Origin of the sequence: Pedobacter sp. SG908, assembly GCF_011759615.1 — a bacterium.
Lineage (GTDB): Bacteria > Bacteroidota > Bacteroidia > Sphingobacteriales > Sphingobacteriaceae > Pedobacter > Pedobacter riviphilus.
Genome location: NZ_JAAOYY010000001.1, coordinates 2,293,565 through 2,306,104 on the forward strand (window position 1 = coordinate 2,293,565; position 12,540 = coordinate 2,306,104).

Annotated in this window: 10 protein-coding genes; 4 read left to right on the forward strand and 6 right to left on the reverse strand. The window is 38.3% G+C overall.

All coding sequences use genetic code 11. The features are described 5' to 3' along the window. Nucleotides 1-10 precede the first annotated feature (10 nt). A complete protein-coding gene (locus tag FHT21_RS09335; RefSeq protein ID WP_167294409.1) occupies nt 11-1,435 on the reverse strand; it encodes an ABC transporter permease subunit in 1,425 nt (474 codons plus the stop codon). Next, nucleotides 1,422-2,867 carry an ABC transporter permease subunit gene (locus tag FHT21_RS09340; protein ID WP_167294410.1) on the reverse strand — a complete coding sequence of 482 codons (1,446 nt, stop codon included), beginning with the start codon at nt 2,865-2,867 and terminating at the stop codon, nt 1,422-1,424. The genes FHT21_RS09335 and FHT21_RS09340 overlap by 14 nt, the downstream gene beginning before the upstream one ends. A gap of 89 nt (nt 2,868-2,956) precedes the next feature. Here FHT21_RS09340 and FHT21_RS09345 point away from each other — a divergent pair, with 89 nt between their 5' ends. From FHT21_RS09345 to FHT21_RS09360, 4 genes are read left to right on the forward strand one after another with little or no spacing between them, the layout of a single operon-like run. Next, complete coding sequence (locus FHT21_RS09345; protein ID WP_167294411.1) at nt 2,957-5,158, forward strand: peptidase domain-containing ABC transporter; 2,202 nt, start codon at nt 2,957-2,959, stop codon at nt 5,156-5,158. Nucleotides 5,159-5,170: 12 nt separating this feature from the next. Continuing rightward, a complete protein-coding gene (locus FHT21_RS09350) occupies nt 5,171-7,813 on the forward strand; it encodes a lantibiotic dehydratase (protein ID WP_167294412.1) in 2,643 nt (880 codons plus the stop codon). A 7-nt stretch (nt 7,814-7,820) separates the two neighbouring features. Further along, the gene (locus tag FHT21_RS09355) at nt 7,821-8,669 is read left to right on the forward strand and encodes a thiopeptide-type bacteriocin biosynthesis protein (RefSeq protein WP_167294413.1); all 849 of its coding nucleotides are present in this window, start codon (nt 7,821-7,823) and stop codon (nt 8,667-8,669) included. Beyond that, the gene (locus tag FHT21_RS09360) at nt 8,657-10,540 is read left to right on the forward strand and encodes a lanthionine synthetase LanC family protein (protein WP_167294414.1); all 1,884 of its coding nucleotides are present in this window, start codon (nt 8,657-8,659) and stop codon (nt 10,538-10,540) included. Before FHT21_RS09355 ends, FHT21_RS09360 begins: the two co-directional genes overlap by 13 nt. Nucleotides 10,541-10,644: 104 nt before the next feature. Here FHT21_RS09360 and FHT21_RS09365 read toward each other — a convergent pair whose 3' ends face one another. From FHT21_RS09365 to FHT21_RS09380, 4 genes are all read right to left on the reverse strand, one after another. Continuing rightward, nucleotides 10,645-10,836 carry a pinensin family lanthipeptide gene (locus FHT21_RS09365; protein WP_025143525.1) on the reverse strand — a complete coding sequence of 64 codons (192 nt, stop codon included), beginning with the start codon at nt 10,834-10,836 and terminating at the stop codon, nt 10,645-10,647. 230 nt (nt 10,837-11,066) lie between these two features. Further along, nucleotides 11,067-11,282, reverse strand: a complete 216-nt coding sequence (locus FHT21_RS09370) for a hypothetical protein (RefSeq protein ID WP_167294415.1) — start codon at nt 11,280-11,282, stop codon at nt 11,067-11,069. A 42-nt stretch (nt 11,283-11,324) separates the two neighbouring features. Further along, the gene (locus tag FHT21_RS09375; RefSeq protein ID WP_167294416.1) at nt 11,325-12,137 is read right to left on the reverse strand and encodes a hypothetical protein; all 813 of its coding nucleotides are present in this window, start codon (nt 12,135-12,137) and stop codon (nt 11,325-11,327) included. Nucleotides 12,138-12,154: 17 nt separating this feature from the next. Beyond that, nucleotides 12,155-12,532 carry an SRPBCC domain-containing protein gene (locus FHT21_RS09380; RefSeq protein ID WP_167294417.1) on the reverse strand — a complete coding sequence of 126 codons (378 nt, stop codon included), beginning with the start codon at nt 12,530-12,532 and terminating at the stop codon, nt 12,155-12,157. Between the last annotated feature and the right edge of the window lie 8 nt (nt 12,533-12,540).

The window sequence follows — 12,540 nt, forward strand, 5'->3', positions numbered from 1 at the left end:
ATTGTTTGAATTATATTTTAACAGTGATTTTCCTGGAAAGAAATATGATGCAGAAACTGATGCCAGAGAGGTATAAAATACCTATAGCAATCTCTGGGTATTTATTTTTTAAAGGTTTAAGTTTAAATTGAGGTAGATCTTTTAAATCATTTAATATTAGTTTTTTATCTGAAATAATATAACCAGTCATAAAATCAACCCATGTTTTTTGAAAATCATTTACCTGTCTTTGATAAGAGAGATAATCGTTAAGGCCTGTGCCAGCTATTCCGTTCAGTAAGTATTGTGTTTTAATTGCCGGATTAAACCAGCTTAAACATAGATTGGCTTCGTTCTGTGCAGCAGGATATTGGTTGTAGTTTTCAATAGCTTGTGTCATACGCCTACCCAAAAGATCGTAATAAGCTGCAAAGCGTTTATTACTGGTCTCGCTTGTATCTGCTGCTTCCCTTAAAGGGCTGTATTTAGGATTGTTCAGGTAAAAAGTATCGATCAATAATTTATGCGGCATGGCCCAAATGGCTTCACTGTTTTCTCTCAAAGCCACTGCAGCTCCGGTTTTTAAAGGAATGGGATAGTACAAGCGTACAACAGTATTGCATAAAGCTGGCAATAAGATCAACAAGGCGCACCACAGGCCCAAAAGATAGAGGGCATTATGCACAGAACTTTTTCCCAGCCTCAATATAAAAAAGGTAACAGCAAACCAGAAAAAAAGATAAGCACTGCTGCTCAACAGCCAAAATAGAGCTGCGCTAAGATCAAATGGAATGAGTGTAGCTGAACTGATAAATCCGATGATACTCAATAGCCAAACCATTAAACCAACCAGGAGGAAGCGAAAAACAAGTTTGTAACCAATAATCTTCCTGAAATAAATTCCCTGTAATGAAAGTAATCTATCAGTTTGTTGCTCTTTCTCTTTAGACCAGGTATTGTAGCTTAATGCAATAGCCAGTATCGGTAGCAGGAAAATAATCACATAAGCCAGATCAAAATTACCCGACACTAACATTTCTGGATTTGAGATTTCGGCATTCGAACCCTGCATAAAATTGCGTCGGCGGGTAATCACATCGTAATAAGGTTGCAGATCGCTTTGTCCAATTGATAAAACACTTATTGATTGAGGTTTACATACAGCAATTAAAGGGTTTTTATACTCAATTACTGAAGGAATGCCAGCCTGGTTAAACAGAATTTTACCTTCCGCAGTAGTGGTATCTGCCGAAAAAGCGGCCTCTATTTCTCTATATTTTTTTTGATATCCGCTTTCCAGGCTATCTATAGCTGCTAACTGCTTTTCAGTAAAATGATAACCATAGTAAATGCTATAAATTCCGGTCAGGAAGAAAAAACCGATCAGTAACAAGATAAATTTTTGCCTGGCAAGCAGTCTGAATTCAAATAAAAAGATGGTTTTAAGCAGCTGCATAATGATAGGCTAAATAACGTGAAGCAATAAATTGGAGAAATAATACAAGCATCAAAATCCAGCCGGCCAGCGATAAAAAAGCTACCTTTCTTAAGTTTAATACCTGGTTAAGCTCAGGCAGTTGATATTTAAAATCTTTAAGCCTGCTAAAGTATTCCGGCCCAACAATGTATTCGCCCTTAACACCCTTACCGTGCATAGCCAGTTGCATGTTCAGCCGCTTGATGAGCGCGTTTCGGTAAGTTTGGGCCTGTTTAAAGAATTGTTGGTGATGATAAAAATCTGATCCTGCCAAAGCCATCGATAAACGTTTTGTGGACAGAAAAGGATCGAAAATTCCGGAGATAGTTAAAAAATGCTGCTGTTGATCAAAGCTCTTTTCAACCGATTTAAAATAATGGTTAAAAACCATGCTTCGGTAATCTTCATTAAACTGAAGTGTTAAACCATTTATATTAAAAGGTAATGCCGCAACGCTATCTGCCTGATATTTTTTTAATAAGCTATTGATATAGCGCTCGCCGCGTGCTGCATAAGGATCGTTTCCGGTTAAACCTTTTCTATAGCCTTGTTCAACCAGGTCGCTAAAAGTAGCGCGCGACATTAATGGATAACTTCGGTTTGCAATACCTGTAATTATTTTGGGAAAGATGATCCCGGTAAAAATCCATAGGCATAAAGCCATTAACAATGCCTTGCCAGAGTGGCTGCTGATGGCTGAAATGAGGGTACCAGCCAATGAGATGATCAGGAAATACAATAAAAAAGTAATCAGGATCCATCCCAATCTGGGCAGTAATAGGACAGAATCGGTTGAAGATAAAACTGCTGCAGCCATGAATATAAAAACAGGTAGCACAATCGCTGCAATGAGCAGGTAATTAGCCCAAACTTTCGTCCAGATAATCTTCCGGCTACTCAGGCCCTGGGCTAACAGCATTTTAAGCGTTCCGCTTTCCTTTTCATTGGTAATGCTGGTAGAAGTATTGAACAGTAAAAATAGAGGGATTAGTAATTGTAGAATAAGTGCGAAGGTGAGTTTTCCGAAACGCATGACTGTATCATTATTCACCGCTTCGTCATCGCTGATTTCGTGCTGTATATGAGCTTCAACCCGGTAGGTACTGCCTGTAAAATCGTTAATGCCAGTATCAAAAGCATTGAGCAGGTTAACAGGCTTAAACAGGTAGGTTCCGAAATGGCCTGCATCATGCGGATTTCGCTTCTGGTGTTCCCATTGTTGCCTGAAAAGTGTATTTGCAGACTGACGTTGCTTATGATCAGTCTGGTAATTTAAAATTGTACATATAGTAGCAGCTATAAACAATATCCATATTATAATAGTCGAAATCATAATCGTCTTATTCCGATAATTCAGCAATAATTCTTTTTTGATCAGCATTAACCAAGTGGCAAAATCCTTTTTATGCATCTGAAATTTTATGGTTATTTAATGCATCAAAGTTGCATTATATTTTACATATTTGCAACTGTATTGCATTTACAAATTTTCTTTGCACCATGTTTAAAGATTTTATCCGTAGAAATAAGTACCCGTTTTATAAGCAGCCCGATGCAATGGATTGTGGCCCTGTATGTTTGAAAATGGTCGCAGCTTATTACGGCAAAAATCTTTCGATGCAGTATTTAAGGAAGCTGTGCCAGATCGGTAAACAGGGAACAAACCTGCTCAATTTGATCGATGCTGCTGACAATATGGGTTTTAAAACCCTTGCTGCAGAACTACCTTTCGATAAATTGAAAAACGTTCCGTTGCCATGTATACTGCATTGGCAGAAAGAACATTATGTTGTGCTTTATGAAGTAAATGATCAATATATTTATCTGGCCGACCCTGCTTTAAGCAGTAAGGTTAAACTTCGCATTGACGATTTTCTTGCTGGCTGGGCAATCAGTGCAGAAAATAAAACTGGAAGAGCTTTGCTGCTGCAGCCCGACCGTACTTTTGATGATTTAAAGGAAGAGCCCGAGCATAAAACTTCGCTATGGTCATTGCTGCCTTACCTCAAAATGCACCGTAAAAACTGGTTACCGATACTGGTGAGTTTAATATTGGCCAGCGGCTTTTCGCTTGTTATACCGTTGCTTACGCAAATGGTGGTTGATAAAGGCATCAGTGCCAAAAACACCAACCTGCTTTTGTTGATATGTTTAGGTCAGTTAATGCTCTTTTCGGGTCGGATGCTGATGGATTTTATGCGTGCCAGGATATTGTTCCGCATTGGTGCCAAAACAAGCATCATGATGCTAAAAGATTTTTTGGCCAAATTGATGAAACTGCCTTTTTCTTTCTTTGATAACCGCCAGGCAGGCGATAATATGCAAAGGGTAAATGATAATCAGCGTATAGAGGAGTTCTTAACTAATTTTCTGATCAATTTTATCCTTTCGGCTATTACTTTATTGGTACTTGGTGGGGTATTATTTTACTATAACTGGCAGATATGTCTCCTTTTCACTATAGGGGCAGGGATCAGCATCTTGTGGTCCAACTCTTTTCAGCAGAAACGTAAAATCATCGATCAAAAGAAATTTAAGGTCCTTTCTGCCAATCAGCAATTGCTTTTGGAGATTTTTTATGCCATGCAGGAAATCAAACTCACCGGCAGCGAAGAAGATAAAAAAGACCTTTGGGAAAGCCTTCAGGATCAGTCGTTTGACTTAAAACTTGAAGCACTTCAGCTCGATCAGCGCATGCAAGGGGTGGGGTCTTTTATCAATGAGGTAAAAAACGTATTAATCACTTATGCTGCAGCTATGCTGGTAATCAATGATCAGATTACACTGGGTGGCATGCTTGCCGTTACTTATGTGTGCGGTCAGCTTAATGCGCCGGTAAATCAGCTGGTCGAATTTTCGAGGGTATCTCAAAACACCAAATTCAGTTTGATGCGAATGGAGGAAGTTCAGCAGGAAGAGGAAGAAGACCTCGAACTAAAAGAAGAATTGAAAAACCCTGGCCCAGTTGATATTTCATTGAAAAAGGTCTCTTTTCAGTACGGCAGCAGACATTCTCCTTTTGTTTTGAAAAATATCGACCTCTTAATTCCTGCCCGGAAAATTACTGCGATTGTGGGCATGAGCGGTAGTGGCAAAACAACACTCATTAAGCTCTTATTGAAATTTTATGGCTTAACCGGAGGTGAAATAAACCTGGGCAAGCAAAATATAGCTCAAGTGAATGCGAAATCGTGGCGGAAACACTGTGGAGTAGTTATGCAGGATGGTTACGTATTTATGGATTCTATCGCCAATAACATTTTTGCTGGAGCGGTTACAAAAGATTACGAAAGGCTTTATGAAGCTGCTAAAATGGCCAATATGCACGATTTTTTCTCTTCCATGCCATTTGGTTACGATACTGTGGTTGGTAGGGATGGTTATGGGCTTAGCGAAGGACAGAAGCAACGTCTGTTAATTGCCAGGATGATTTACCGTAATCCTGATTATGTATTTCTGGATGAAGCCACCAACGCACTTGATGCACAGAATGAGCGATCGATCGTAAATAACCTGAATACTTTTTTTAAAGGCAAAACGGTACTGATTGTAGCACACAGGCTAAGTACCGTTAAACATGCCGATCAGATTATAGTGCTGCATCAGGGCGAAATCCAGGAGCAAGGTACCCATGAAAGTTTACTTCTTAAAAAAGGAAGCTATTATAACCTGATCAAAAACCAACTCGAACTGGGCAAATAAATACCTATTAATATGAGCTTACAGATTTTTCCTTATTCATTGGTGCGTTATGCCGGATTGCATCATCAACTTTTTGACAATTTGAAGTTTAATGATACTGAAAAATTGCTGAAATCTATAGGAGCGCTCATTAATGAAAAAGAGCAGCTAAAAAACTGCTTTTGTGATGCTTTATATCCGATCATCACTGAGCAGCAAGATGATAAAGTAAGACAACTGTTAATTAACATTAAAAGACAGATATTCAATGATAAAAAGATAAATAATGAGCACATCCTTCACTTGCCGCAGACGGTAAGAAATGATCTGCAAAGCTACCTGGATAAAGCTGAAGAGTTGGCTTTTTTTTTGGAAGAAAAGGCATTAAAATTCGAAGAAGAACAGGATCTGAACCGGAAATGGCTACAGCAAATGGCACTCAATCCAGAACTTCAGAACGGGCTTTTGCTTTCCAGCCCGCTGCTTTACGAACAGCTAAAAAATTTTGTAAAAAAAGACAGCCATAGCTTTAAACAAAAGGAACAGCGTATCCTGTTCAGTTTGCTAAGGTACCTCAGCAGGATGGCTTTTAAAACCTCGCCGTTTAGCAGTTTCACCTATACAGGATTAATGACTTTAGATCAGTCGGGTACACCTGAAAACCCGGGAGCTGTTGCGCAGGTTAATAGCCGGTTAAAATTAAACAACTCCATATTCGAGTATCTTAAAGCCATTATCAAAAAGCATCCCTTATTAAATGAGCATTTGTTTGTTAAATTAAACTTAACTGCAGAAATAAAGGAAGATAAAATCTGTTTTCTGAGTAATTTCAACAACATCGAATCTTTTCAGCAGATCAATGCAAATTCCTTACAATTAATTGTTTATCAATATCTTGATGGTTATCATAAACCTGTTACCCTGAAAAATCTGATCGATCAATGTGCGATTTATTTGGAAAATCCCAGTCACGAAAGCATAAAGATCTACCTGATCAAACTGGTTGAAAGCGGTATGCTCGAAATGAATCCCGGATTTTCCGGGATGGATGAGCATTGGGACGATAAGCTATTGCTTTTTCTTAAGAACTTAAAAAGAGAAGAACCCTCAGTTTTAGCGATCATTGCGCTTTTTGAACGTCTGAAAGATTATAGAAGAGTATACCAAGGCACTGATCTTTTTGAGCGGTATAATATTCTCCAACAAGCCGAGAAGCAGCTGAATGCAGTTTTTGCCGATCTGCAGCAGGAAGCCGGCCTTCCTTTGTATAGCGCTGCATCAGATGGGAAATTGATGGCTGAAACTCCCGAAATAACTGCTTTTTCAATGCATCAATTTGTGCCTTATTATTTTTCGGCCAGGCATATTTTTTACGAAGATTGTTTTACTTCGGAGAGTTTAGTGCTTCCAGGTCAACCTGTTGAAGATTTTGTATCGAAAACCGATGAACTGATCAGTTATTTGCTTCCGCTCGATGTAATGAGGAATGAACGGAAAAAAATGATCGGTTTCTTTCTGAAGCAATACTCAAATGATGAAGCCGTAGCCCTAGCTACTTTTTACAAAGACTATTATCTCTACGTTAAAAAGCAAGAAAAAGAGCACAAAACCGAAGAAGGACTTGATTTTTTAGCACTCAGGCGTTGGAAAGAGGCTGTTATGGCTAAAATTGATCAATTAGATCATGCTAACGAAAATCTGATCAGGTTTAATGCTGATTTTTTTGCTGATCTGCCAAAAAGCCAAAATTTGGCTCAAAAATCATCACTGGGTATGTTTGTTCAGTTTTCGGACAACGAAGATGGTTTTTCTGGTGTTATCAATGCACTTTTACCCGGCATGGGCAAAGTAAGCGGCAGGTTTTTGTCATTGTTTGATCCAGAGGTTACCCTAAGTTTTGTTCAGTACAACGAAAAGCTTTTTCCCGATCAGATGAAGCTGGAGCTTAACGATGCTTCAACATTCAATGCCAATATTCACCCGCCTCTATTGGCGCACGAACTCGAGCTTCCCGGGGGAAATAATATATACCCCTTAGCTCAACGGTTTAATATCCGCGACTTAAAAGTCAGATATAATAAGGAAAGAAAGGCGCTTAGCTTACATTCTGCCGATTTGGAATTATTTAGCTACGATTTAAGCCTGGAGTCTTTTTATAATCGGTCTAACCTTTACCAGCTACTTGCACATTTCAATCCCGATGCCCGTGTATCATTACAACCTTTCATTCAACTGGTTGACCGGTTTTATCTTGATAAATACCCGGTTCCGGCACCGGATATATTTGTTCTGCCAAGAATTGTTTATGCAGAAAATGTGGTGATCAGGCGAAAAACGTGGCGGGTAAAAACCGAAATCATCCCGGTTCAGGGACTTGCCGAAGCAGATTTCACTTACTTTATCAGACTAAATAATTGGCTTGACCGCAATAAAATACCCAAAGAGATTTTTATTTTTTTACGAAAACGTGCCTATCAGGCAAAACCTGAAGGAAAACGGGAAGGACTGCATGATGATTATAAACCGCAATATCTTTCTTTTACCCATCCTTTGTTAGTTGGTATGTTTAAAAAACTGCTTTTAAGGGCAGGAGAATACATCACCTTAGAAGAGGTTTTTCCCAAACCTGATCAGAATACGGTGCGCGAATACCTCATTCAATGGTACAATAACTGATCGGCTTATGGAAGAGCATAAAGAAAAGTGGTTTTCATTGTATATTTTTTATCATGAAAATGCTGACAGGCTTTTGATAGAACTTATCCATCCTTTTATCTGGCAATGGCGCAGGCCCTGGTTTTTTATTCGTTATTGGGAGGGAGGGAATCATATCCGTTTGAGGTTAAAAGCGTCAGAAAACGAACATAATGCTATTGTTAAAGCATTAAGCCCGGGTAATGCAGCTATTAAAACTATTCAGACAGCCCGATATGAACCCGAAATAGACAGGTACGGAAATTACGAAAGTATAGTCTGGGCAGAACAATATTTTGAATGTTCTTCTCATTATGTATTGAATTGGATCGTAAAAAGAGAGGCAAATCAGTCGATCATTACCCAGGCTATAAAGCTGCATCTATCATTACTTCACACTTTAAAGTGGGATGAAGAAGATTTAATTGCCGTATGTAATTTCTTTTTAGATGGCTGGTTACCAAAATTATACAACTCAACCGATCCGAGGGAAGAACAGCGTACATTTTGGTTAAGCCAGTTTGAAAAAGTTTTTGTTCCGCTGAAAAATCAAACGCTCCAGGCAGGCAAGCAGTTTTGGCAGCAACTTAACCAGGATATTGTGGATGATGATTTAATGGAATATTTATCAAAAACGACTAAAGTGATATGTTCATACCAAAAGATTGATTTTGAAAAAAACAAGATGTTTCAGGTGATTTCGAGTTTTATGCACATGAACAATAACCGCTTAGGTATTTCAAATTATGAGGAGGCTTATATCATGTACATTATTACAGTATGCCTCCGGTTTATACATGAAAATTCAATCCAGCAATCCTCAAAATGTTTACTGTAGAAGAGATCAAAAGACTGAAAGATCAGCTATATGAAATTTATGGCGAATTAATTTCCAGTTTTAAAGAAAATGAGCAGGAAATCTGGTGGCAAACGCCGTTTTACATCAATCCGGATGAGTATGAACTCAGGGAAAGTTACGACCTTTTTAACGGTAACTGTGGTATTATCCTATTCTTTTTGGAATTATACCAGTTCGATGGAAACAGTGATCATTTAAGGATAGTGGACAAAGGGATGCACCGAATCTTAAATGCCAATGCCGTACAGCATCCGAAGTTTTTTGCACTTTATACCGGATTGGGTGGTGTGATTTATACCTGTTTAAAGGTTTTTGAGGTTGCGGGCAATACTTTTTACAAAGAAAAAGCGCTTGAACTTACTTTAGCCCATAAACAGGAACTAACAGCAGGTTTATCGAAGGCAGATCTTCTAAGCGGCTATAGTGGTAATTTATTGATGTTGACCTTACTTTACCATCATACTGGTGATAATGAGGTATTAAATATGGTTAGTTTATTGATTGAAAGGCTGATTACAGAAGCGCGGATATCAGAACAGGGTTTAAAATGGGATTATTCCAGTTCAAAAAAAGCTTATGATAGCATGACTGGCTTTTCGCACGGTGCAGCTGGTATTGCCTTGGTTTTAATGCAGGTTGGCCAATATTTTAAAGCCAACGGTTTGATCTATCTTGCAGAAGAAGCCCTAAAATATGAGATGCAATATTATTACAGCCCATCGAAAAACTGGCTGGATCTGCGCCTTGGGCCGCATCGCTTAAATAAGGCTGATGTACATGAGTGGAAACTGCAAACCTTTTTAGCCGAAATGACCGATGTAAACGCCTGGGCCCATGGTGCGGCCGGCGTTGGCATTACAAGGCAAATGGCATTGCAACTTACCAAACAGAAACAGTACCGATTAAGCTGCAGCAATGCCTTGCAACGGTGTTTGGATGATTTAGAAAAGTTAGACCGCACAGATTTTACTTTGGTGAGCGGTTACTGTGGTATGATTCCGCTTCTACTAAACCATAAGAAGAAAGCCCAAATTGTTCTGATCTTGGATAAAGCCAAAATGCTTTACCAAAAAACAAACAGCTATAATGCCTACGTTTCATGCGGATGTGACGATTACGGATTACTCTCTGGAAAATCTGGTATTGGTTATATCATCCTGAATGTTTTGAATAATAAAACTACCAACAGCATACTAACACCAGAATTGCCTAAAAATTATGGAAAATCTATTTTTGAAGATAACTACACCGAAAAACAGGTTAAAAAATCTGTTTTTTCAAAATACTATACCAGAACATTGGAGGAATTAAAAGCTGTTGATTCAACAATTTTTGATGTAAAAGATATCGATGAGTTTAAAATGAGACTGGAATTGCTGGTGTTGGCATCCAGTAATACAAGAATTCAAAAAATATTCGATTTGGAAGGCAAGCTGGTTAACTTGTGGAAACAGCACAAAGGCTATTTCAGTTTCGAACAGAAATACAGGTATTTGTATAAAATGGCCAACGAAAGCCTTTCTATAACCGATCAGGCTTTGATGGCCAAATCTTTTGGCTTAAGTGCGCATATAGAACTTTATCACCATCACGATGATTTGAATGATCCAAATATTCTTTTATTGATCAGTGAAGGGAGTGGAATAAAGGAGTTAAGCGTGGGTGTGTTTGCCGCGGTGATTTTAAATACAATTTCTAAGAAAAAATTAACAGGAGTGGAGCTTGTAAAGTCGATTCAAGCTCTTCTTTTTGAAGAGAATCCAACTAAAAAGTCTTTGACTGAGTTAGAAAACAAAGTAGTTAAGCAGATCCGGTTGTTGATTAAGGCCGGCTTTGTGATGGTTCATTAGGTAGATAAAACCGGTTAATTACGCTGAACGCAAGCCGCTAAGCGCCATACACTTAACCAAACAAGGCGCCCTAAAGCGCCTTGAGATGAAAACACCTTTATCAATTAACAGATAACAGTAGTACACTTAACAGGAGGGGTGTGGTGATCATCTGTTTGTTCAGTGTGGGTAGGCTCTGAAAGGTTACCCAAACCGCCTGATAAACGCATGGCCACTTCGCTATCGATACTGGTTACAAAACTCTCTAATTGAAGGTCTTCTAAGCTTAAAGTGATTTTTTCTGATTGATTTTTCATAAAATAATTGATTAATATTGATGCCTACTGGTGGTTACGGGGTTTCGGCTTATCCCCGGTTGCAACAGCACTAAGTTAGTTAATTGCAACTATGTTGCAAAATAAAGATCAACATTTATGCAACTATGTTGCATAAATGTTTTAATACATACATAACAATCTGTAAATCAATAATTTAAAATCATACAAAAAGAGATGAAAACTCAGGCAATTGCTGAATTGAATGGATGTTATTTCCTGTTTTTGGAAGCCACAAACACAATTACCCCGGCTATCAAAATAATCCCGCCTGCATATGGTGGCCAATTAACTGACTTTTCTCTGTCAGCAGATATTTGAATAGGACCAGCATCAGCTAATTTTTCTTTTTTAGTATAGGTAAAACCTGTCCAGACGAGCATAGCAATGCCCACAACGATCAATATAAGTCCCAATGTTCTGTTCATAATATTTTATTTATGTCAGAACAGTACCTGATCCATTATGTTTTATTGAAATGAATAACCAACGCTTATTTTTTGCGCATAATTAACATTATCAGCCATTTCGAGCGAAAGAGAAAAATGTTTGATATACAAGAAGTAGCTAAAAACCCAACCCATCGAATTTTTACCCCTAATCAGATCATTTGTTTTAATACCAGATCTAAAACTATTTGCAAAGTTAGGAGTTCCACCAATAAAAAGTCTAAAAGCATGTCTGATATCATGGTTATCCCTTACTCTCCAGATAACCTCTGTAGATAGCCCTGTGGTCCAAAGCACCTTCCTGTTTGTAACGGCTACATAATCAGGAATGCGGTTGCTATAAACCTGCTGTCTGAATTTGGTGTATGCTCCACCTTCAAAGCTTAGCGCATTTTCAAAGTTGATGTATCTAAAATCTGTATTTCCATTAGCTGAGGTATTGTGAAGGCCAGTAGAGAATCTTAAACCAATACCACTGATCGATTTTTTAAAGGGTGGGAGATAATTTTTTGAGTCTTCTGTATTGCTATCCTGATCTCCACCCGATGCCTTTCCCGCATAACCGAAAATTCCATAAGAAATATTTGCTTTCTTAAAGGTATGCGACTGACTTATATTTGCCATTCCCAATTCGAAACCAGTACCGGCGCTCGGTGAAGCAGAACCGGCATAACTTGCTGACAAATTTGTTAACGTTTTAACACTATCTGCACCCATTGCCTTTGGTATATATCCCATATTGTTCCCCAAAATAGCCGGAGTAAGGAAAGATGTGCAGGAAGTAAATGCGGTAAGGAAAAGTAAAGAAGAAAGAGCGGTAATTTTAATTTTCATTTTTTTTTGATGTTGCTTTATTCGTCGAAAAAATCTACCAGCCCACCTATATAATACTCCTGAATCCCTTCGGTAAAATCCTCATAATCTTCGTCAGGGATATTGGTTTGTCTAAATTCCAGTGAAGTTCCTTTTTTATCTTCGTGCAGTTTGATGGTTACAATAGAAGGCTCATTTTCTTCACCAAAATACCATTGCTGTACAATCTGTTTACCATAAGTAAATTCGATGTTTTTACCGGTAATATCACCATCCCAGAAAGAAAACTCTGTTCCCGGCACTTCTTCAAACTCTACTTCGGCACCCGTCCATAATTTTATGCTGATATCTTTGGTAAGCGCTAAATAAACTTCTTCGGGTGGGGCAGGTATGTAGGTGTATTTTTTAAAGTCCATAAATATTT